At 52.9% G+C, this 21,783-nt stretch carries 20 protein-coding genes and 1 pseudogene; 9 read left to right on the top strand and 12 right to left on the bottom strand.

The genetic code is table 11. The features are described 5' to 3' along the window. Positions 1 to 4: 4 nt before the first annotated feature. Positions 5 to 1,000 carry a DUF2891 domain-containing protein gene (locus KGP24_RS12060; RefSeq protein WP_223560574.1) on the top strand — a complete coding sequence of 332 codons (996 nt, stop codon included), beginning with the start codon at positions 5 to 7 and terminating at the stop codon, positions 998 to 1,000. A gap of 55 nt (positions 1,001 to 1,055) precedes the next feature. Here KGP24_RS12060 and KGP24_RS12055 read toward each other — a convergent pair whose 3' ends face one another. Next, on the bottom strand, positions 1,056 to 2,510 hold the full coding sequence (locus KGP24_RS12055) for a Cu(+)/Ag(+) sensor histidine kinase (protein WP_223560573.1): 1,455 nt from the start codon (positions 2,508 to 2,510) through the stop codon (positions 1,056 to 1,058). Next, positions 2,500 to 3,183, bottom strand: a complete 684-nt coding sequence (locus tag KGP24_RS12050; protein WP_159515639.1) for a copper/silver response regulator transcription factor — start codon at positions 3,181 to 3,183, stop codon at positions 2,500 to 2,502. The genes KGP24_RS12055 and KGP24_RS12050 overlap by 11 nt, the downstream gene beginning before the upstream one ends. Before the next feature lie 162 nt (positions 3,184 to 3,345). Here KGP24_RS12050 and KGP24_RS12045 point away from each other — a divergent pair, with 162 nt between their 5' ends. The 4 genes from KGP24_RS12045 to silA are packed head-to-tail and all read left to right on the top strand — an operon-like array spanning position 3,346 to position 9,514. Further along, a complete protein-coding gene (locus tag KGP24_RS12045) occupies positions 3,346 to 4,731 on the top strand; it encodes an efflux transporter outer membrane subunit (RefSeq protein ID WP_223560572.1) in 1,386 nt (461 codons plus the stop codon). Between the two features lie 28 nt (positions 4,732 to 4,759). Beyond that, positions 4,760 to 5,101, top strand: coding sequence for a cation efflux system protein CusF (gene cusF / locus KGP24_RS12040; RefSeq protein ID WP_223560571.1), 342 nt, complete (start codon positions 4,760 to 4,762; stop codon positions 5,099 to 5,101). Positions 5,102 to 5,112: 11 nt separating this feature from the next. Next, positions 5,113 to 6,363: an efflux RND transporter periplasmic adaptor subunit gene (locus tag KGP24_RS12035; protein WP_223560570.1), complete on the top strand. Its 1,251-nt coding sequence runs from the start codon at positions 5,113 to 5,115 to the stop codon at positions 6,361 to 6,363. Positions 6,364 to 6,373: 10 nt separating this feature from the next. After that, the gene (silA, locus tag KGP24_RS12030; protein WP_223563494.1) at positions 6,374 to 9,514 is read left to right on the top strand and encodes a Cu(+)/Ag(+) efflux RND transporter permease subunit SilA; all 3,141 of its coding nucleotides are present in this window, start codon (positions 6,374 to 6,376) and stop codon (positions 9,512 to 9,514) included. 42 nt (positions 9,515 to 9,556) lie between these two features. On the opposite strand, the gene KGP24_RS12025 is transcribed toward silA, so the two are convergent. The 3 genes from KGP24_RS12025 to KGP24_RS12015 all read right to left on the bottom strand — a co-directional run bounded on the left by KGP24_RS12025 (position 9,557) and on the right by KGP24_RS12015 (position 10,629). Further along, the gene (locus tag KGP24_RS12025) at positions 9,557 to 10,141 is read right to left on the bottom strand and encodes a hypothetical protein (RefSeq protein WP_223560569.1); all 585 of its coding nucleotides are present in this window, start codon (positions 10,139 to 10,141) and stop codon (positions 9,557 to 9,559) included. Positions 10,142 to 10,149: 8 nt separating this feature from the next. Beyond that, entirely contained in the window at positions 10,150 to 10,386 is a 237-nt protein-coding gene (locus KGP24_RS12020; RefSeq protein ID WP_223560568.1) for a hypothetical protein, read from the bottom strand. An 87-nt stretch (positions 10,387 to 10,473) separates the two neighbouring features. Next, complete coding sequence (locus KGP24_RS12015) at positions 10,474 to 10,629, bottom strand: hypothetical protein (RefSeq protein WP_223560567.1); 156 nt, start codon at positions 10,627 to 10,629, stop codon at positions 10,474 to 10,476. 113 nt (positions 10,630 to 10,742) lie between these two features. Here KGP24_RS12015 and KGP24_RS12010 point away from each other — a divergent pair. Then, a pseudogene (locus KGP24_RS12010) lies at positions 10,743 to 10,819 on the top strand (hypothetical protein); the annotation flags it as partial. A 264-nt stretch (positions 10,820 to 11,083) separates the two neighbouring features. On the opposite strand, the gene KGP24_RS12005 reads toward KGP24_RS12010, so the two are convergent. The 3 genes from KGP24_RS12005 to KGP24_RS11995 form a co-directional block, all read right to left on the bottom strand. Next, positions 11,084 to 11,527 (bottom strand): hypothetical protein, encoded by a 444-nt coding sequence (locus KGP24_RS12005; RefSeq protein WP_223560566.1) that lies wholly within the window; start codon positions 11,525 to 11,527, stop codon positions 11,084 to 11,086. Next, entirely contained in the window at positions 11,514 to 11,933 is a 420-nt protein-coding gene (locus KGP24_RS12000) for an N-acetylmuramidase domain-containing protein (protein ID WP_223563493.1), read from the bottom strand. The genes KGP24_RS12005 and KGP24_RS12000 overlap by 14 nt, the downstream gene beginning before the upstream one ends. A 2,256-nt stretch (positions 11,934 to 14,189) precedes the next feature. Continuing rightward, positions 14,190 to 14,960, bottom strand: coding sequence for a DeoR/GlpR family DNA-binding transcription regulator (locus KGP24_RS11995; protein WP_223563492.1), 771 nt, complete (start codon positions 14,958 to 14,960; stop codon positions 14,190 to 14,192). Positions 14,961 to 15,046: 86 nt separating this feature from the next. Here KGP24_RS11995 and KGP24_RS11990 point away from each other — a divergent pair, with 86 nt between their 5' ends. Both KGP24_RS11990 and KGP24_RS11985 read left to right on the top strand, forming a co-directional pair. After that, complete coding sequence (locus tag KGP24_RS11990) at positions 15,047 to 15,631, top strand: NUDIX domain-containing protein (RefSeq protein ID WP_223560565.1); 585 nt, start codon at positions 15,047 to 15,049, stop codon at positions 15,629 to 15,631. 213 nt (positions 15,632 to 15,844) lie between these two features. Next, positions 15,845 to 16,537, top strand: a complete 693-nt coding sequence (locus tag KGP24_RS11985; protein WP_223560564.1) for a LuxR family transcriptional regulator — start codon at positions 15,845 to 15,847, stop codon at positions 16,535 to 16,537. Positions 16,538 to 16,551: 14 nt separating this feature from the next. Here KGP24_RS11985 and KGP24_RS11980 read toward each other — a convergent pair whose 3' ends face one another. After that, the gene (locus tag KGP24_RS11980; RefSeq protein ID WP_223560563.1) at positions 16,552 to 17,190 is read right to left on the bottom strand and encodes an acyl-homoserine-lactone synthase; all 639 of its coding nucleotides are present in this window, start codon (positions 17,188 to 17,190) and stop codon (positions 16,552 to 16,554) included. Positions 17,191 to 17,631: 441 nt separating this feature from the next. On the opposite strand from KGP24_RS11980, the gene tam reads away from it, so the two are divergent. Further along, positions 17,632 to 18,390: a trans-aconitate 2-methyltransferase gene (tam, locus tag KGP24_RS11975; protein ID WP_223560562.1), complete on the top strand. Its 759-nt coding sequence runs from the start codon at positions 17,632 to 17,634 to the stop codon at positions 18,388 to 18,390. A gap of 5 nt (positions 18,391 to 18,395) precedes the next feature. On the opposite strand, the gene KGP24_RS11970 is transcribed toward tam, so the two are convergent. The 3 genes from KGP24_RS11970 to KGP24_RS11960 all read right to left on the bottom strand — a co-directional run bounded on the left by KGP24_RS11970 (position 18,396) and on the right by KGP24_RS11960 (position 21,761). Beyond that, entirely contained in the window at positions 18,396 to 19,586 is a 1,191-nt protein-coding gene (locus KGP24_RS11970; RefSeq protein WP_223560561.1) for a cytochrome c biogenesis protein/redoxin, read from the bottom strand. Positions 19,587 to 19,725: 139 nt separating this feature from the next. Continuing rightward, complete coding sequence (locus KGP24_RS11965; RefSeq protein ID WP_223560560.1) at positions 19,726 to 21,024, bottom strand: ATP-binding protein; 1,299 nt, start codon at positions 21,022 to 21,024, stop codon at positions 19,726 to 19,728. After that, positions 21,021 to 21,761, bottom strand: a complete 741-nt coding sequence (locus tag KGP24_RS11960) for a response regulator (RefSeq protein ID WP_223560559.1) — start codon at positions 21,759 to 21,761, stop codon at positions 21,021 to 21,023. Before KGP24_RS11960 ends, KGP24_RS11965 begins: the two co-directional genes overlap by 4 nt. Positions 21,762 to 21,783 lie beyond the last annotated feature (22 nt).

Here is a 21,783-nt window from a genome sequence, read left to right as displayed (position 1 = left end):
TGTTATGGAATTAACGCAACATCAGGCTGACGCGTTTGCTCGCATGCCGTTGACCTATTTGCGCCAGGAATACCCGAACCACATCATGCACCTGCTGAATGATGATGGCGACGTGCTGCCGCCGCGCGAACTGCACCCGATTTTCTACGGCTGTTTCGACTGGCACTCGGCGGTGCATGGCTACTGGCTGCTGCTGCGCTGCGTGCGGCTCTATCCGGAACTGCCGGGCCGGGACGCGATCGTCGCGCTTTTCGACGAGCACCTGACGGAAGAGAACGTGGCGAAGGAGCTGGCCTATTTCACCGCGCCGTTCCGCGCCTCGTTTGAGCGCCCGTATGGCTACGGCTGGCTGCTGGCGCTGGCCCAGGAGCTAAAACAGTCGTCGCTGCCGCAGGCCGCAGGCTGGTACCGGACGCTTGAGCCGTTAACCCGGGATATTCGTAACCGGCTGATGGATTACCTCGGTAAGCTCACCTATCCGATCCGCGTCGGGACGCACTACAACACGGCGTTTGCCCTCGCGCTGGGGCTGGACTACGCCCGAGCCGTAGAAGATAGCGCGCTTGAGCAGGCGATTGTGACGGCGGCGGAGCGGTTTTATCTCGCCGACACGCGCTATCCGGCGCACTACGAACCCGGCGGTGATGAGTACATTTCCGGGGCGCTGACGGAAGCGCTGCTGATGAGCAAGGTGGCGGAGGACTTCCCGGCCTGGTTTGACGCGTTTCTTCCGGAGGTTGGATCCGTCGCGGCATTGATGAACCCGGCGGAGGTGAGCGACCGTACCGACCCGAAAATTGCCCATCTGGACGGGTTAAACCTCAGCCGCGCCTGGTGCATGAAGCATATTGCCCGCGCGCTTCCCGCAGACCATTCGGCGCAGCAGGCGCTGCGCGAGGCGGTGGCGAAACACCTGACGGCGAGCGTCGAGCATGTGGTCGGCAGCCACTACAGCGGCGGGCACTGGCTGGCGAGCTTTGCGCTGCTGGCGCTGGAGTAAGCCTGGCGCCGCCGGGCGAATCAGGCTGATGCCCTAAGCGCAGGGCGCAGCCTGCTCAGCCCACTTTTATCGGCACGGAGAGGATAAAGCGTGTCGACACCTCATCCGATTCCACGCGTACTTTTCCGTGGTGCGCGGTGACGATGGACTTCACGATGGCAAGCCCGATCCCGCTGCCTTCGCCTTTGCGCTGTCTTGACGGATCGACGCGATAGAAACGGTCAAACAGCTTTGGCAGATGTTCCTGAGGGATCGGCGTACCGGGATTTTCTATCATCAGTTCAACGTCGTTATCCTGATTTCTGATGGAGACCGTCACCGCTTTTCCTGCTGGCGTATAGCGCAGGGCATTAGAGAGCAGATTATTCATTGCTCTTCTGAACATCTGAGGATCGCCTTCTATCAGGCAGGGCATCCCGTTAAATTTCAGCGTGATGTTGCGTTCTTCCGCCCAGGCTTCGAAGAAATCGAAGACTTTCATGACCTCCGCACTTAAATCAAAAATCACCCGGTCAGGGATCAGCTGGTTGTTATCCGCCTGTGCCAGGAAAAGCATATCGCTGACCATTCGGGTCATCCGGTTGTACTCTTCCAGACTGGAGTAAAGAACATCTTCCAGCTCTTTCTGTGAGCGGTTCTGGCTCAGCGCGATTTCCGTTTGCGTCACCAGGTTGGTGATGGGGGTTCTGATTTCATGCGCGATATCGGCGGAAAAATTCGCCTGACGGGTAAAGACATCCTCAATCTTTTCGATCATATGGTTGAAGGAGATGACCAGCTGTTCCAGCTCAACGGGCACGCGGGACGGCTCCAGCCGTGCGTCCAGGTTTTCTGACGTGATATTTTTAATGGCGTTGCTGACGTTACGCAGGGGCAAATGCCCCTGACGAACCGCGATGCGAATGACAAGAATAATCAGCAGACTGATTGCCGCGGCAATCGCCAGGAGATTCTTTTTCAGCGCCTCAAGGTAGTGTAGATGAAAATTAATGGAGAGCCCGATCAGCATGACGTAGTCCTGCGTTTTGCCCTCCAGCGTCGCCGTTCCTGACGAGGCGATAATCCGGTACGTTTCCCTGTTCATGTCGGACCCGGCGTGCACAGGCGTGGCAGGATCTTCAACCGTCCAGTGAAACACATCCTGCATGCGACAGTGTTCGCTAAAATCCGCCGTGTTCATTGCAGGGCGCAGTGCCGCCCCTTGCGACGAGCTGAACAGCGTATTTCCCTGTCGATCCAGGAGCAGGACGGCTACGCTGCGGTAGCCGGCGATCGACTCTTTGATCTTGCTGATTTTATTTTGATCGGAATCGACCGGTGATTGCAGTATGTGGCGCACCTTAATGCTGATTTGCTGCAGATCGTTGATATCCTGCTCGGCAAAATGCTGTTCAACGGAATGGAGCATAAACCAGGTAAAGGCGAAAAAGGCCAGTATCGTGGAGAGACTAATAAAAAAGGTCTGCCGCAGGGCAAGCGAAAAAGGCCGCCTGGGAAGCTTAACGTGCATCCGGCACCTCCAGCATATAGCCCACGCCGCGCACCGTCTGGATCAGCTTCGGTTCATAATCGTTATCGATTTTCGCGCGAAGCCGCTTTACCGCCACGTCAATCGCGTTTGTGTCGCTGTCAAAATTCATGTCCCATACCTGGGAGGCAATCAGGGAGCGGGGAAGCACTTCTCCCTGATGACGCATGAAAAACTCCAGCAGGCTGAACTCTTTGCTGGTTAACAGGATGCGGCTTCCGGCCCGGCTTACCTTTCTCGACACGAGGTCAACCGTCAGGTCTGCCACCTGAAGCTGGCTTTCCGCGATCACCGTATTCCCGCGTCTCAACAGCGTTCTTACCCGGGCGAGCAGCTCAGCAAAGGCGAAAGGCTTAATCAGGTAATCATCCGCGCCCAGCTCAAGCCCTTTAACCCGGTGTTCAATCGTGCCAAGAGCCGTAAGCAACAGGATAGGCATCCCTTTGCCGGCCGAGCGGAGCATGCGGACAATATCCCAGCCGTTCACATCGGGGAGCATGATATCCAGAATCAGCAGATCGTATTCAGCGGTCATGGCGAGATGGTAGCCGTTCAGGCCATTATCAGCGTGGTCCACAACAAACCCCGCTTCAGTCAGCCCCTTACTCAGGTACTCACCGGTTTTAATTTCGTCTTCGACGATCAGTATTTTCATCGTGCTCCCCTGACTGGCTGCTGATGACATTCTAGTGAGCCTGCGACCGTTAACAATGACTTACGCTAAAAATGACAACATTGTCATTATCCTGTCACCCGTCAAACAGGATGCGTTCCGTAGAGTAGCCCTCAATCTACTCTGGACTTCATTTGAACCGTTATGTTTCTGTTAAAACGACTAAGCATCAGTACGGTATTTATTCTGGCAGGCTGCGTCTCACTGGCCCCAGAGTACCAGCGACCGGAAGCACCTGTACCCCAGCAGTTTTCGCTCTCCCGTAATGGCCTGACGCCCGCAGCGACGGGGTATCAGGACGCCGGCTGGCGACGCTTTTTTGTCGATCCTCAGGTTGCGGGGCTGATTGCGGAAGCCCTTAAGAACAATCGCGATGTAAAAATGGCCGCCCTGAAGGTCGAGGAAGCCCGGGCGCAGTTCAGCGTGACGGATGCGGATCGTTATCCACAGCTGAATGGATCCGCGGGCATCACGTACAGCGGCGGGCTGAAAAGTGACAAACCGACCTCACAGCAGTACGACGCCGGTCTTGCGCTTAGCTATGAACTCGACTTTTTCGGCAAGCTGAGGAGCATGAGCGACGCCGACCGACAAAACTTTTTCGCCAGCGAAGAGGCCCGTCGAGCCGTGCATATCCTGCTCGTCTCTAACGTGTCACAGAGCTATTTCAACCAGCAGCTGGCGTATAAACAGCTGCGTATCGCGCGGGAAACGCTGAACAATTACCGGCAGTCTTACGCTTTCGTAGAGCAGCAGCTGGTGACCGGCAGTACGACCGTCCTGGCGCTGGAACAGGCCAGGGGACAGATCGAAAGCACGCGGGCAGATATAGCCAAGAGAGAGGGGGAGCTGGCGCAGGCCAATAATGCCCTGCAGCTGGTCCTCGGCACGTATCGCGCGCTGCCGGGCGACGGCGGCATGAACGCCAGCGACGTTGCGCCGGTAAAACTGCCTCCCCATCTTTCCTCAGCGATACTGCTGCAGCGCCCGGATATTATGGAGGCGGAGTATCAGCTTAAAGCGGCCGATGCGAATATCGGCGCTGCGCGCGCCGCCTTTTTCCCGTCCATATCGCTGACCAGCGGGCTTTCAACAGGCAGCACGGAGTTGTCCAGCCTCTTCACGTCAGGAAGCGGGATGTGGAATTTCATTCCTAAAATTGAACTTCCCATTTTTAATGCAGGCAGGAATAAGGCCAACCTGAAGCTGGCCGAAATTCGCCAGCAGCAGTCGGTGGTTAATTACGAACAAAAAATTCAGTCCGCCTTTAAACAGGTTGCCGACGCGCTCGCGCTGCGGGACAGCATTAACCAGCAGCTTGCTGCACAACAGCGGTATCTGGATTCACTCCGTATCACGCTTCAACGTGCCAGAGGGCTATATTCCAGCGGCGCGGTCAGCTATATCGACGTGCTTGACGCGCAACGTTCTCTTTTCTCCACCCAACAAAATATTCTCGACCTTATTTATGCCCGGCAGGTTAATGAGATTAATCTTTTCACCGCGCTCGGCGGCGGATGGGTCGAATAACGTTATTTAATTAAACAGGAAAATAACCATGCGCAATTCACTTAAGGCCGTTGTATTTGGTGCGATCTCCATTGTGTTTTCTGCCAGCCTCCAGGCTGAGGTTCATCAGCACGAGATGATGAGTGCTGCCAGCGAAGGGACCTCAGAGCAGGTCATCACGGGAACCGGCATCGTGAAGGACATTGATCTCAAGAATAAAAAAGTCACGATTTCCCATGAAGCCATCCCGGAAATTGGCTGGCCCGCGATGACCATGCGTTTCACGTTCATTCAGGCTGACGAGAGTATCAATGCCTTAAAAGTCGGCAGTCACGTGAATTTTTCGTTTGTTCAGCAGGGCAATATCTCTTTACTCAAGAGCATTAAATAGCGAGAAACGGCATGGCCTCATTCAAAATAAAATATGCTGCCATGATAGTCAGCAGCCTTATTGCGGGAGGGCTGCTATCGGTGACGGCATGGCAGGCACTTTATTCATCTGAAAAAACAGAAAATAGCGCCTCTGAAAGAAAGGTGCTTTTCTGGTATGACCCGATGAAACCCGACGTTAAATTCGATAAGCCCGGTAAATCGCCGTTTATGGATATGGATCTGGTACCGAAATATGCGGATGAAAACGAAAATAAAAGCAGTGCCGGTATCCGTATCGATCCGACGCAGGTTCAGAATCTGGGATTAAAAACGCAAAAAGTGACGCGCGAAACGCTGAATTATTCCCAGACTATCCCGGCGAACGTTAGCTATAACGACTATCAGTTTGTCATTGTGCAGGCGCGCGCGGAAGGCTTCGTGGAGAAAGTGTACCCGCTGACGACGGGCGATAAGGTAAAGAAAGGCACGCCGCTTATTGATATTACCATTCCTGACTGGGTAGAGGCGCAGAGCGAGTTTCTGCTGTTATCCGGCACCGGCGGAACGCCAACGCAAATAAAAGGGGTTCTGGAACGGCTTCGGCTGGCTGGTATGCCGGATGAGGATATTCAGAGGCTGCGTGCGACCCGCACTATCCAGACCCGGTTTACCATCAGGGCGCCGATCGACGGAGCGATCACGGCCTTTGATCTGCGTACCGGCATGAATATTTCCAAAGATAAGGTAGTAGCGCAAATTCAGGGGATGGATCCGGTCTGGATCGGCGCGGCAGTGCCTGAATCCATTGCTTATCTGCTGAAAGATACCTCGCAGTTTGCTGTTTCGATACCGGCTTATCCGGACAAAACCTTCCCGGTTGAAAAATGGAACATCCTGCCGAGCGTGGATCAGAACACCCGTACGCTGCAGGTGCGCCTGCAGGTCTCTAACAGGGATGAATTGCTTAAACCGGGCATGAACGCCTACCTGAAGCTGAATACCCAAAGTCAGGAAATGCTGCTGATCCCCTCCCAGGCCGTTATCGATACCGGCAAAGAACAGCGCGTGATTACGGTTGATGCGGACGGGAATTTTGTGCCGAAAAGGATCCACGTTCTGCATGAATCTCAGCAGCAGTCCGGTATTGGTAGCGGACTGGAAGAGGGGGAGTCGGTGGTGGTCAGCGGTCTGTTCCTGATTGACTCGGAGGCCAATATTACCGGCGCGCTGGAGCGCATGCGCCACGCTGAAGCAGCTGACGACGCGCATTCAGGCCATTAAGGAGACGATGATGATTGAATGGATTATCCGGCGGTCGGTCGCTAACCGTTTCCTGGTCATGATGGGAGCGCTATTCCTCAGCGTCTGGGGGACATGGACCATCATCAACACCCCGGTCGATGCCTTGCCCGATCTCTCTGACGTTCAGGTGATTATCAAAACCAGCTATCCCGGCCAGGCCCCGCAGATTGTTGAAAACCAGGTCACCTATCCACTCACGACCACCATGCTATCGGTTCCCGGCGCAAAGACCGTGCGCGGTTTTTCGCAGTTTGGTGATTCGTACGTGTACGTCATTTTTGAAGACGGCACCGATTTGTACTGGGCCCGTTCGCGCGTGCTGGAGTATCTGAACCAGGTTCAGAGCAAGCTGCCTGCCGGCGTGAGCTCTGAAATCGGTCCTGACGCCACGGGCGTGGGCTGGATATTTGAGTATGCGCTGGTGGATCGCAGCGGAAAACACGATCTCGCAGAGTTGCGCTCGCTGCAGGACTGGTTCCTGAAATTTGAGCTGAAAACTATCCCGAACGTTGCTGAAGTGGCCTCTGTCGGCGGCGTGGTAAAGCAGTATCTGATTCAGGTCAATCCGTTAAAACTGGCTCAGTACGGCATCAGCCTGCCCGAGGTTAAGCAGGCCCTTGAGTCGTCTAACCAGGAGGCGGGGGGATCGTCAGTTGAAATGGCGGAAGCGGAGTATATGGTCCGCGCCAGCGGTTATCTGCAGACGATGGACGATTTCAATAACATCGTTCTGAAAACCGCAGATAACGGGGTACCTATTTACCTTCGTGATGTGGCTCGCGTACAAACGGGGCCGGAAATGCGGCGCGGTATTGCCGAATTAAACGGGCAGGGGGAGGTTGCGGGTGGCGTGGTGATCCTGCGTTCGGGCAAAAACGCGCGCGAGGTCATCACAGCGGTAAAAGACAAGCTGGAGACGCTGAAGGCCAGCCTGCCGGAAGGCGTTGAGATTGTGACGACCTACGATCGCAGCCAGCTCATCGACCGGGCCATTGATAACCTGAGCGGCAAGCTGCTCGAAGAGTTTATCGTGGTGGCCATCGTCTGCGCCCTGTTCCTCTGGCACGTCCGTTCCGCGCTGGTGGCGATTATCTCTCTGCCGCTTGGCCTGTGTATCGCCTTTATCGTCATGCACTTCCAGGGGCTGAACGCCAATATCATGTCGCTGGGAGGCATTGCCATTGCGGTCGGCGCGATGGTGGATGCCGCCATCGTCATGATTGAAAACGCGCACAAACGGCTGGAAGAGTGGGATCGTCAGCATCCCGGGGAAGACATTGACAACGCCACGCGCTGGAACGTCATCACCAATGCCTCCGTGGAGGTGGGGCCAGCGCTGTTTATCAGCCTGTTGATTATTACCTTATCGTTCATTCCGATCTTTACCCTTGAGGGTCAGGAAGGGCGGCTGTTTGGCCCGCTGGCCTTCACCAAAACGTACGCCATGGCGGGCGCGGCCGCGTTGGCTATCATCGTTATCCCTATCCTGATGGGATTCTGGATCCGGGGTAAAATTCCCGCAGAGACCAGTAACCCATTGAACAGGCTGCTGATTAAAGCCTACCATCCGCTCCTGATTAGGGTGCTCCACTGGCCAAAAACAACCCTGCTGGTCGCGGCCTTGTCCATCTTCACGGTTATCTGGCCGCTGAGCAAGGTGGGCGGTGAGTTCCTGCCGAAGATTAATGAGGGCGATCTGCTGTATATGCCGTCGACGTTGCCGGGCGTCTCTCCGGCAGAAGCAGCCTCGCTGTTACAGACAACGGACAAGCTCATCAAAACCGTTCCGGAAGTGGCCTCTGTTTTTGGTAAAACGGGTAAAGCAGAGACCGCAACGGACTCCGCGCCGCTTGAAATGGTTGAAACCACCATTCAGCTGAAACCTGAGAATGAGTGGCGGCCCGGCATGACGATTGACAAGATTATTGACGAGCTCGACAAGACCGTTCGTTTGCCCGGTCTGGCTAACCTCTGGGTTCCGCCCATTCGTAACCGCATCGATATGCTTTCCACCGGGATCAAAAGTCCCATCGGCATCAAGGTGTCAGGTACCGTTCTGGCGCATATCGACGCCACGGCCCAGAGCATCGAGTCGGTGGCGAAAACGGTGCCGGGCGTGGTATCTGCCCTGGCTGAACGTCTGGAGGGCGGGCGCTATATTGATATCAATATCAACCGGGAAAAAGCCTCGCGCTACGGGATGACGGTGGGCGATGTTCAGCTGTTTGTCTCCTCGGCAATCGGCGGGGCGACGGTGGGAGAAACGGTGGAAGGCGTCGCCCGTTATCCGATTAATATTCGCTATCCTCAGGACTACCGGAGCAGCCCGAGCGCGTTGAAGCAGATGCCGATCCTGACGCCGATGAAGCAGCAGATCACGCTGGGCGATGTGGCTGATATCAAAGTAGTTTCCGGTCCCACGATGCTGAAAACGGAGAATGCCCGGCCTGCAAGCTGGATTTATATTGATGCCCGCGGCAGGGATATGGTGTCGGTGGTGAACGACATTAAGACGGCCATCAGTCAGAACGTAAAGCTGAGGCCGGGCACCAGCGTCTCATTCTCCGGACAGTTTGAACTGCTTGAGCACGCCAACAAGAAACTGAAGCTGATGGTGCCGATGACGGTGATGATCATCTTCATTCTGCTGTACCTGGCGTTCCGTCGCGTGGATGAGGCGTTGCTGATCCTGATGAGTCTGCCGTTCGCCCTGGTCGGGGGGATATGGTTCCTCTACTGGCAGGGCTTCCATATGTCTGTGGCAACCGGCACTGGTTTTATCGCCCTGGCCGGGGTAGCGGCAGAATTTGGGGTGGTCATGCTGATGTATTTGCGTCATGCCATTGAAGCGCAACCGGCGTTGTTCCATCGGGAAACGTTCACCGAACAGGGGCTTGATGAGGCGCTTTATCATGGCGCCGTGTTGCGCGTGCGGCCAAAGGCGATGACCGTGGCGGTGATCATTGCCTGTCTGCTGCCCATTCTCTGGGGTACCGGTGCCGGGTCAGAAGTCATGAGCCGGATAGCGGCGCCCATGATTGGCGGGATGATCACGGCGCCGCTGCTATCGCTGTTTATTATTCCTGCGGCGTATAAGTTAATTTGGTTGCGCAGGCATAAAAAACCATAAAAAAAACCGCCAGCGATGGCGGGTTTTTGACGGGATGAACGCTTAGCGCACTGTTTTAGCACGCGTCTGGCTGAGAAGCTTGCGCCAGGCACGATTATGCAGAGTAAACAGCAGCATCTTATAGAAGGCGGTTGAAAGGATACAACTGCCGCTAAGCAGTAGCATGCCGATACTCACTAGCGCCGCGGTAAGACTGACGCCCGGAGCTGCGCTACCGCTCAGCGCGACCAGCAGATAGGCTGCTGTTAAAACCAGGCTTATCACCGCCAGCGTAAGGTGTAACTTCACGGCGCGCATGCTGCCTTTGCCAATCATAAACATGGTCACGCCGTTAAGGCCAGCGAACAGAAGGGCGATCAGGACAACCCAGACGAATACGTGTTCCGCTGGCTGGTCGAGTCCGGCGAGTACGCCATACCCCAGCCACAGCTGAGGAATAGCGAAACTGACAATCACCCCGAGGGTACTGAGCGCCGCTGGAATACCCATGGTGTGTAGACCTACAGGTTTGCCCATTTCGTCAGCCAACTCAGTCTTTAGCTGTTGCAGCTGTGTCGGAGAGGCATTGCTTATGCTGGTAGCCACCTCGTTACAGCGTTGCAGGTGACGGGAAAAAACTTTAACCATTTGAATACTCAGCGTTTAGTTAGGCCGTTGTTCACAGCACTCATCAGCTCACGTTGCAGTGATTTTTGTAATGATTCGCTGGGGAAACGTTTCGGGTAGACGCCTGCGCGGATCGCTGCCTTCACGCCGGCACTGGAGATACCTGGATTCTGCGCTTTAATGATCTCTTCCGTGATGCGCTTACGCTCAGCACGGCTCAGGCTTTGGAACCAGGCGGTAACTTTACTTGAGGATGCAGCTTTCATCAGCTTGTACGTTTCTAAAGTACCTCGCAGTGCGGTTCCTGCCGCAGCCAGCGAAATGACATCCAGAACCGTCGTGGTAGCTACATACTAGTCTTGGCTGTCGAGCCAGGCAACATCGGAACCATGATCGTTATGGATAGCCAGCAGACGGCCCGCGCCAATCATGCATTGTGCGCCAGTTGCCAGCGTACCGGACAGGCTAATCGCGGCAATCACACCGGACCCGCCTGCGGTAAAAGGCACTGCCGCACCGGCACCAAACGCCATAACAAGCGTAACGCAGACTGAGGCACGCCTGTTAAGCCCTTGGCTTCAGGTCGGAGAATAACTCCGGATATTTATTACTAAACTAATGCCAGCAACAGGCCCTGGAGAAGATGAGCGTACAGCGCTGGGAAGATGCGGCAAACCGGCCTACCAGCCAGCCTACAACATCAGTAACCGATGCAGTGACCTAGGTCACTGCATTGATGTGAGAGGGAAGGCAACTATGAGGGTTTTGACTGAACGGTTTATGGCTTATTTTCTGATGCCCACATTCAATTTAACATAATATACATTATGCGCACTAATGATGTGAAGGTTCAATAGTAATGTCCGCATGGTTCGTTTTACTAAGAGTTCACTGCGTGAGATACATCCCCGCAGTGACCCTTTCAGATTTGTGTGCTTACGAACTTCTGAAGTTTACCTGATGCTACTCACAACCAAGAGCATTGTCCTTATCACAGGCCAGTTTTGCCGACAAATCACTAAGGCGATCAATGCCAACGGACTTACAATCGTAAACTGATTCCTTCTTGCTATTCAGGTTCGTAACACTAACCCCACGGCTTTCACTCTCATCCTCATAATTACTAAATATCGTGTATTTATACCCTGTATTTACAAACGACACGTTGAAGTAATCAGTTTGAAATCGTGAGTAATGATTGTATTTAAATCCTGAATAATCATTACCTTTCGACTCATAGTTAAGTTCAGTTTTGCGGTCTTTCGATAAGGTGTACCGAATTACACCGTTGTTTTCATCTAGTTTGATTGTTCCTTTCGCAGTGTCGCACACAAAATATACATCACTCGCAAACGATGAACCACACAGAAACATTGCCGCTAACGCAAGTAATTTATAATGACGCATTGTAATTTCTCTCCATTTTCAAATCATATCGATTGTGTTTTGGTCCGTTATATCTTTTTGCAAATGAAAGCCAATCTTTAGTCCGAATGGAATGCAATAAAACCCTATCAGCCTTAATGAAGCTAACGAATGCTTTTAACTGATTTTTTTCAGATTTGCTTAATGCAAAAACGAAATCCGCAGGGCTGGCGTAGCCTGCTGTGGCGAAGTTCGATGCCAAAATCTGAAACTTACCCCAAGATGCCGCTTTCAAAGCAGCTTTCTTGTCTAAGGCATATGCTTTGACTAGTTTAGTATACTGTACTGATGTTGCACCATATCCACCTGCAACAGAGTTTGATATATCTTCGAACTGATCATATTTTCCATTTGTATATTTATGAAAATGATGCCTTTCAAATAATATCGCGGAACATAATCATCGTTATCTTCAAATTTAAAATAGGAGCCATAAGAACCAGTTTCTGTTTTTGCTACAGCTTTAATTGCTGCAACTTCGCATCCCAATTCTTTTGCAGCCTCTTCATAATCAGTATCATCAATTTTGTCTCCATTATAGAAATTAATAAATTCTATAGGAGTTAATTCCCCATTAACAGGAGTCTTGGGGAACTCTGTACTCCGTAATATTTCCATAAACTCAAGCGGATGAAAATGCCATACTGACCGCTCACTCGCGAACGGCGGCACCTTATCCATCCAGCGCGTCGCATCCAGAAATCCCCCGTTGGCCATCTTCACAACAGGACTTTCATCCCTGACCTTAAATACCGACGACCAGCGTGTATCATCCTGGGTACTGTGCCAGTCGCTGTCGTGTTTCACTATCAGCCGCCGCGCATATTCCGGGATGTTCATCTGGTTGGTATGCAGTGCCCCGAACAAATACTGGTCCTGAGATTTATCGGGATACGGGTTCGGCGGTCTTCTGTTTTCAGCATTGTGGATCAGGCTGTCATAAAACATTTTGGCCTGTGCGAACTGTGGTCCTTTTTCACCGTCAAAGTGAGAGCTGATGCTTCTCAGGGCATCAATCAGCCAGCGTTCATCCAGCGTGCGCGTAAAATCGGTTGTGTGTTCAGCTTCAATACAGTGAAAGTTGAGTCCCGCTAAATCATGCTGACTGAGCTGATCCACATCGTCCTGATGCATCCACGTATGCGGGCGGATTTGAAAGTAAGTGACCCCGGTTTTATCCGTAAACGAGGACGTGGCATCACGCGGAATAATTTTCCCTGCATCGGCACGGGTAATGGCGCTCATCTGCTCAAAGGTACTTTCCTCGCCTTCCCCGTTTCGCAGGTACAGCGGCCGTTTCAGCTTCAGCTTAATGAACTGTTTGCCCGTTTTGATGCCCTTCACGTTTGCCACCACATCCGGCACATGCTCGTCGAGACTCAGCAGCTCTATATGAGCTTTATAGTCCGTGGTGATAGTCTGCGGATGGTTATCTTCGTCAGCCAGATCCTGAGCGCCGAGGAACCCGACCGCATCCCCTGCTTTCACCGTCACTTTCAGCGGCGCGGGCGGCACCACCACATCATCAAACACGCCGTGATTCAGTGCGCTGTGCATCCAGTCAGGCAGGTACACGTAACATTCTCCGTCAGGCTCCAGAAATTCCGGGCGCATCGAGACCCAGAACAGCGCCCCGGCGGGTTTACCGTCCTGAAGACGCTGCACCAGAGCAAACGGCTCCTGCTGTTGTTCCAGCAGAAACGATTTCTGTTGCAGCACGGCAAGCGTGTCACCCTGCATCAGCGTTCTGGCGTGACCGTGTTTGTTTGCCAGCACGTCCGACGCGATTTCGCGGCTGTCATCATGGCGGGAATGTTTACGCATCCGCACGCCTTGGCCTTTCTGCGTGACCCGGTAAAGCGGGCGTTTCGGAAATTCTGACAATGGCGCGATGTGCATGTAAAGCTGGTACAGCGTCAGCCAGGACGATTCATCCTGTTCGTCGGGCTTGTACACTGATTTGACCAGCACAAAGGTGCCGGACTGGCGCAGGGGGCGTTCCTGGTAACACTCGATAGCCGCGTAGTCCCGATTAACCCGCCATGCCACCACCTCGCCGTCCATCATGAACTGTAGCGGCACCGATTTTTCCGGCGTTTCCTGATCCAGCACCGAGGCCGGAGATGATGACATCCCAACATGGATCCCCCCGTGCCAGTAACGGTTTACTCCAAGTAACCACCACCCGTGGGCGTTTTTGCGGATGTCGGTCAGCAGCTGGTCATAGTTCTTATAGTCCCATCCGTCGGCTTTCCGTACCGGATAACGTATGTTCATCACCTTTCCTTAAGTGAAATCTTCAAAACCATAATCATCGCAGGGAGTTAAGACGAAGGGGAGCATAATTTATGCAAATTTTATTACTGCCATCGCCTGAAGCAGAGCAAGCGGGATAACATCCGTTCGCCGCTGGCGACGGCCACCAGAAATGTTGATAAAGAGCTAACTGAAAACATTACTCTCGGGCTTGAGAACTTCCGTCTCACCAGTTGATATCTTCCGGCCAGTCCCAGGGGGTATCATTCATCTCGTTAAGCATTTTTATGTCCTGCTTTTCACGGGTATCTGGCGTTTTGTAGACATCGCTGGCCTCGTTGATGATGGCCTCTTAAAGCGTCTTAGCTGACCATCTTACAGAGCATGTTCATCTGTCGCGGTCTGAGGTCAACAAGACGGATACCCCTTTTTCCGATACCGCGCGGATCCAGTCCTTATCGGTACTGTCTTCAACGACGATGGTATTCACCGAAGACACATCGCCAATCACAAACGAAGACGCGGTGTTGATCTTTTCCGGAGAAGCCAGGACGACCGTCTCCGCGGCTCTGCCGGAAAATGCACGTTTGATGCATGCCTCTTCAAAATCACCGGTTGTCAGCCCCGCGTCAGGATGAATACCGGTCACGCCCATAAAGAACAGGTCTGCATGAATATTCTCTATGCCTTCGATGGCCGCAGCACCGACCGCAACAATCGAGTGTTTATACAAGCGTCCGCCGATCAAAATCACCTCAATGGAAGGATGATCAACGAGACCCAGAGCAATACCAGGGCTGTGCGTAACCACGGTGATACGCAAGTCAGGAGGGAAAAACGTAATCAACTCTGAGGTTGTCGTACCACCGTCAACGATCACCACCTGGCCTGATGAAATCAGCTGTACCCCTTTCCGGGCCACCCTTTTTTTTGCATCCATTTTTACGGATTGCCGTTCGGCAAATGGAGCAATAGCGGAAGATGACGGTAGCGCGCCGCCGTGAACACGCTGTAAACGCCCTTCTGCCGCCAGCTCGCGTAAATCACGCCGAATGGTGTCTTCAGAGACGTCAAAGAGAATGCTGAGCGCTTTTGACTGGACCTGACCTTCGGCGCCGAGCTTTTCGAGGATCAATTGTTTTCGCTGACTGGTGAGCATCATGAATTCCTGGTGTTGCATGTTTTATCTTGAAGATGCACGATAATGCTGTTTATGATTATAACTCTACGTAAGGAGGAACAAACGTGCAATCAAAACGTGCAGATGTGCGCATCATTGATAGTGAAACCCTGTCAGATAACTGGTACAACCTTAAAAAATACACCTTCGACCTTCAGCGCCGTGATGGTGAATGGCAGCGGCAACAACGGGAGGTCTACGACCGTGGCAACGGTGCGACTATTCTTCTCTACAACCGTGAGAAAAAGACGGTGATCCTGACGCGCCAGTTCCGCTTCCCTGTCTTTATCAACGGCCATGAGGACGATTTAATTGAAGCCGCGGCGGGACTGCTGGACAACATGGATCCCGAAAGCCGCATAAAAGCAGAAGCGGAAGAAGAGACAGGATTTCACGTTTCGCGCGTGCAGAAAATCTTTGAAGCCTACATGAGTCCTGGCTCCGTCACGGAAAAACTCTATTTTTATCTTGCCGAGTACCATCCGAAAGACAGAACCGGCGCAGGTGGCGGGATCAAGGCAGAGGGAGAAGATATCGACGTGCTGGAAATGACGCTTGAAGAGGCATTACGCAGCATTGAAACGGGCAAGATTGTCGACGGTAAAACCATCATGCTGCTTTATCATGTTGCCCTTAAAGGTATTCTGTAACCTACTATATTTAATGAGCAATTTCTAAATTCGATAAAATCATCAACAATTCCCTGAATCATCTGCTTTTATCATTCAAAAATGCCAAACGTTCACCAGGCTGCCTGCTGAGGTAGCCTGTCTTAACTGTTGTTTGGATTAAAATGCGACTCGCTACAGATAACGAAGCATATTATACTTGCTCCTCCACTCGAACAGGAGGCAGCAACTCACGTGAAGGATACATATTACAACGACATAACGATCAATACGCTAATTCAGAGTGAGCTGGACGCGTTTTTTGAGGACTTCAAAGGGATCGTTTTCGCCTACGCTATTATGAACAAGAAAGACCCTTCACAGATGAGGATAATCAATAACAGCCCTGAGTGGTTTAATATCTACCTTGAGAGAAAATATCAGTTCATTGACCCTGTCATTATTCGGGCTTTGCGCTGTGTTGAAGATTTTTTCTGGGAAAGTGATGTCGTCCTGTCGGATGGTTATAACCTGACACGCATTTTCGACGAAAGTGTCCAGTATGATATTTACCAGGGACAAACTTTTCCTCTGCATGACTATCTGAATAATCTTGTTGTCTTATCCGTCATCAGTCCCAAGCATTCTGGCATTGACATAGAGAAATATCGACCGCAATTTCTACGCTTCCTTTTTCAGTTACATCAGAAGACACTCAATCTGTATAGTCAGCATCAACAGAAAAAGAATGTTTTCTTATCGCCGCGTGAGCGCCAAATACTTAAATGGGTCAGCGCCGGGAAAACGTACGCAGAAATTGCTGTTATTTTGTCTATTGCTGAGCGCACCGTTAAATTTCACATGGGCAATATAATGAAAAAACTCGGTGTGAATAATGCCAGACACGCAATAAAACTTGGAACAGAACTCCGGTTACTGGAGGACTGAGCCTCCGCCACTGGCTATAAATGGCGTAGATGCTCGAGCATTTCGCGAAGCCAGTGACTGGATTTGTCTTTGCTAATAATGTCTTCAATAACGCTGGTGCTGGCAGGCATATAAATGTAATAAATAACCTCCCCTTTTTCAGAGACACCGCGCTGAATAACTTCAACTTTCCAGTTCGCATGGCGAAAAATGGCATACATACCACGACTGGCTACAGCGTACATCCCGTGATATTTTTTCTTTATGCAATAAATATTCATTGCAAGAAACAATGCCTTACTGGCGGGCACGCTCTGCAGGCTTGCGGAGTCTCGTGTTTCTTTATCTAAAAATAAACGGCTCACTTCACAGCTGGGAACATCTGCTGGAAAAACAATGGGGTTATCGAAATAATTGTGAAAGATTTCGCTTATCATTGTCGGCTGCGTTGAGTTAATAAATCGCGCGCCGCATAAAAGCTGTCCATCATACATACCCAGTAAGTATGTCGTGTTATGGGAATCAAATTGATCCTTTTCCATACCTTCGACACATTCCACTTTCCAGTCGAGGCGGTCTCGAAAAGTTTTTCTCCTGAGTCGATAGAGTTCGCGCGCTAATGCTGGAGGTAAATCATCGTAGTCGTGTAAAAAAAATTCAATGACAGAATTCATTCTCTTGTTCCTGATAATAACACCTGAAACTATTATCACCTGTCTTTTCGGACAGCTTTCATTGTGCCGCATATTCCCTATACTTAAAAAGTACCTGACCACGAAGTTCTCGCAAAACTAAGTGGTCAGGAGGTCAAAGACCTACGAAACACCAGGGATATACCCATCGATGATTATCTAATATTTAAAGTTTCGGGTACAGAGCATAAGAAGCACTTTGCCGATAAAATATTAAAAAACAATAATCATAAAATAATAACAATAAAAGCATTGCCCCTTAATTTTTTAAGGGGTAATATTTTCGCTTTCTTGTTTTTTTTGCCCCCCTCTTCGTTTTACATACTTTCCTGGCGTCATCAACCCAAACATCCTCGCCGGTATGGCTTCCCTGGCATCTGCCTGTGCTATTCTTGCAGAATCATGCAAAACGGAGAATTGACGATGGCCGACTGGAATCCTTCTCTTTACCTGCAATATGGCGCAGAAAGAACGCGTCCAGCCGCAGAGCTGCTCGCCAGAATTCCTCTGGATGAGGCCGCTACTATCGCTGATCTGGGCTGCGGGCCAGGAAACAGCACCGGGCTGTTGAAGCATCGCTGGCCTTCTGCTCAAATCACCGGAGTCGATAACTCCCCTGCCATGCTCGAGGAAGCACGCGCCGCCTTACCTGACTGCCGCTTTGTTGAGGCCGATATCCGTCAGTACAAACCTGGTCAACCGCTGAGCCTGATTTATGCCAATGCTTCGCTGCAATGGGTTCCGGACCATTACGATCTCCTGCCGCACCTTGTCTCCCTGCTTAAGTTAAATGGCGTGCTGGCGATCCAGATGCCTGACAACTGGCTGGAACCTACTCATGTGGCAATGCGTGAAGTGGCGCTGGAGCAAGACTACCCGGACCGTGGTCGCGAACCTCTGCCTGGTGTACATGCTTATTACGATATTCTATCGGAGGCTGGCTGTGACGTGGATATCTGGCGAACAACCTATTATCACAAAATGAGCTCTCACCAGGCCATTATTGACTGGGTAAGCGCCACCGGTTTGCGCCCCTGGCTCCAGGAACTGAACGAGAGCGAGCAGAAACGTTTTCTGAAACGCTACCATGAACTGCTGCAAGAGCAGTATCCGCTCCAGGAAAACGGGCAGATACTGCTGGCTTTTCCTCGGTTGTTTATCGTGGCTCAACGCCAGCCCTGATCCGATTATGAGCGGGCTTCTTTCAGCAACTGCTGGATAACCATTTCCTGTTGCTCATAATCTCCCTCGCCAAAGGCGGTATAGCGTAGCTGACCTTTGGCATCAAAATAGTAATGCGCTGGCCAGTACTGGTTGCCGAAAGCATTCCAGATTTGATAGTTGTTATCCGTCACTACCCGATACGGCAGTTGCCATTTATTCACCGCATTTTTTACCGACGAAAGCGGTTTTTCCCAGGGATATTCCGGAGTGTGAACCCCAATAACGACCAGACCCTGAGATTGGTACTTTGTGGCCCAGTCGCGCACGTGCGGGAGCGTATGCTGGCAGTTGATGCAATCCCACGTCCAGAAATCAATCAACACCACCTTCCCTCGCAATGATTCAGACGTGACAGGGTCACCGTTAATCCACCCTGTCCCGCCGCTTAACGAAGGCAGCTGGCTGCTGGGTTCTGCCATCACGACCGGCTGGAGCTTCACCGGCGTGGTTATGGGTTTCGCCAGCATCAGGAGTGTTGTCTCCAGACGGTCCGCAACGCCGTTTGCTCCCTTCAGCAGCGAGGTCATCCCCGTCGCGTTGAAGACGACCGCCGCCAGCATCATCACGCCAGCACCCTGACGCAGCTTCGCCATCAGCGCCGATTTTGCTCTCAGCGGGGTCATGAGCGTGCGGCCTCCGATGACGAGTAATCCCAGCATCAGCGCGCACCCGCTGCCATAGGCGGCCAGCAGCGCGCCAGTCGTAATGGCTGAATGTCCCGCGATATTAATGCTGAAAATCGCCCCCAGTATGGGGCCGGCGCACGGAGACCAGAGCAGTCCTACCGCAAGCCCGGCGAGAAAAGCCGATGCCATTCCGCGCGTTTGTCCGCTTCGGGCGTTGAGGACATTTCCCGCGCTGACGGCAGGTCCTGCAATACGCTGGGCGAAAGACGGGAAAATTAAGGACAGCGCGGCGGTGGCCAGAATGACGAGGGCGATCCAGCGCCCGACGATGGTCGCCTCTGTTATCCACTCGCTGGCGACGGTGACGACCATCGCCACCAGGGTGAACATCACGATCATCCCCGCGAGCAGGGCCAGAATATGTCGTCTTTGCCCTTGAAAACCGGCGAACAGAAGCGGGATAACCGGGAGGGTACATGGACTGAGCAGGCTTATCATCCCGCCCAGAAAAGCGATTACCAGAAACATAGACACCTCACAAAACAAGTCCTGCGACGCTGCAGTGAGGCTATTTCATCGTGCGGATGTGTTCAGGATATGTGTAACAACGCAGATTTTGTCTGGTTCTGTATCACCCCGGCAGCGAGATACAAAACCGTACAATTAGCTAACGGCGCGGTAGCGTAATGGAGACGTCCAGCCCGCCTTCGGCGCGGTTCTCCAGGTTCAGCTTTCCGTTAAGTTGAGCGGTGAGCTGCGCGGCAATCGCCAGTCCGAGCCCTGTTCCGCCGGTATCGCGGTTGCGCGAGGTTTCAACCCGGTAAAACGGCTGTAATACCGCCTCCAGCTCGGCTTCGGGTATGCCTGGTCCGTCGTCCACAATGTGAATAATCACCTCGCTGTCAGACGAATCATCTATGGCAATCGCGGCACTCTCGCCGAATTTGAGGGCATTATCCAGCAGGTTGGTCATCACACGGCGAAGCGCCTGCGGACGCGTAACGATCGGCAGGCGGGCATCGCTTGCCTGAAACTGCACGTTTTTTCCGATGTCCTGATAATCGCTGGCGATGCTGTTGACCCAGGCATTCAGCTCCAGCTTCAGCGAGGTCTCTTCCAGTGATTCTGATGACCGGGCATACGCAATACCTTCTCGCACCAGACGCGACATGTTATCAAGGTCGTTTAAGAGCTTGTCCCGCAGCTCTGGCTGCTCCGTCATTTCAACACGAAGCTTCATGCGGGTAATGGGCGTCTGGAGATCGTGAGAAATAGAGGCCAGGATCTGCGCGCGCTCCCTGAGATAAGACTGAATGCGCGCCTGCATCGCGTTGAAGGCGTGCGCTGCCCGCTGCACCTCCAGCGGCCCTTTCTCAGTCATTGGCGTGCTGGCCGCCGGATCCAGCGAATCCACCGCGCGGGTAAATTGTGAAAAAGGTCGTACCACCTGCCGCACGGCAATCCAGGAGCAGGCCGCCAGAAGCAGCAGCTGAAGGAGGAGCACAACGGGCAACCAGCTGGCGACCGGCGGCATGCGCGGGATCAGGTCAATGGTCAGCGGCGAGCCATCGCGCAACGTAAGATGCGCCTGGATGTGTGAAATGGCGCCGGGAACGGCGGTGAAGCTGAGCGGATATTCTGCCGCGAGCGTCGCTTTTAAGGTTCGGATGGCATCCTGCGAACGCTTATCCGTCGGCGCTCCACCGGGCTCCCCCTTGCCCAGAATATAACGATAGTTACCCCGTTCAAGACGCGGCAGCCAGGCCGCGCGTTCGCTGGCCGGTAGGCGATCTAAAATGGCGACGCTGGTTGCGACGTCGTTTTCCAGATTACCGAGCATCACCGTGCGGGCGCTGTGCATTCGTTCAATCATGACCAGCGTCAGGCTCAGGGCGTTAGCCAGCAGCAGACCGGGCAGCACGACGATCAGCAAACGGGCCAGCAGCGAGCGTGGCCATAGCCTCATTCGTTCACCTCTTTGATGGTCACCGGCATCGTAAAGACGTAGCCTTCGCTGCGCACGGTTTTGATATAGGCGGGCGTACGGGCATCTTCGTTCAGGCGCTGACGAACCCGGCTAACCAGCAGGTCGATAGAACGTTCAAACAGCTCGGCATCGCGCCCCTGCGTCAGGTTGAGCAGCTGATCGCGGGTCAGCACCCGCTGAGGATGGTCAAGGAAAACGCGCAGCAGGCGATACTCCGCCCCGCTGAGCGCCACAATCACCCCTTCCGGATCGATTAAGTGTCGGGCGACGGTATCGAGCTGCCATTCACCGAACATCACCAGCCGCCCTGCCTCTGTCACCTGTAGATTGGGCGGCATCGTGCGAAAACGCCGTAAAATCGCTTTGATACGTGCCAGCAGTTCGCGGGCGACAAACGGCTTCACCACGTAGTCATCCGCGCCCATCTCCAGACCAAGAATCCTGTCTGTCTCCTCGGTGCGCGCCGTCAGCATCAGAATGGGCAGATCTTTATTTTTCCCGACGCGTAGCTCTCGACAGAGCGTAAGTCCGTCGTCGCCGGGCATCATGACATCCAGCACCACCAGGTCGATATGCTGTTTATCCAGCACGACGCGCATCTCTTTGCTGTTAGCCGCGCCCGTCGCGCGATAGCCAGACTTAACGAGATAATCGACAATCAGTTCACGAATATCCCTGTCGTCATCGACGACAAGGATATGATCAATATGCTCCACCGAAATCTCCAGACCGAAGGGT

The organism is Enterobacter sp. JBIWA008 (assembly GCF_019968765.1).
Taxonomy (GTDB): domain Bacteria; phylum Pseudomonadota; class Gammaproteobacteria; order Enterobacterales; family Enterobacteriaceae; genus Enterobacter.
The sequence above is the reverse complement of the archived record's forward strand: the minus strand, read 5'-3'. Positions and strand labels throughout refer to the sequence as shown.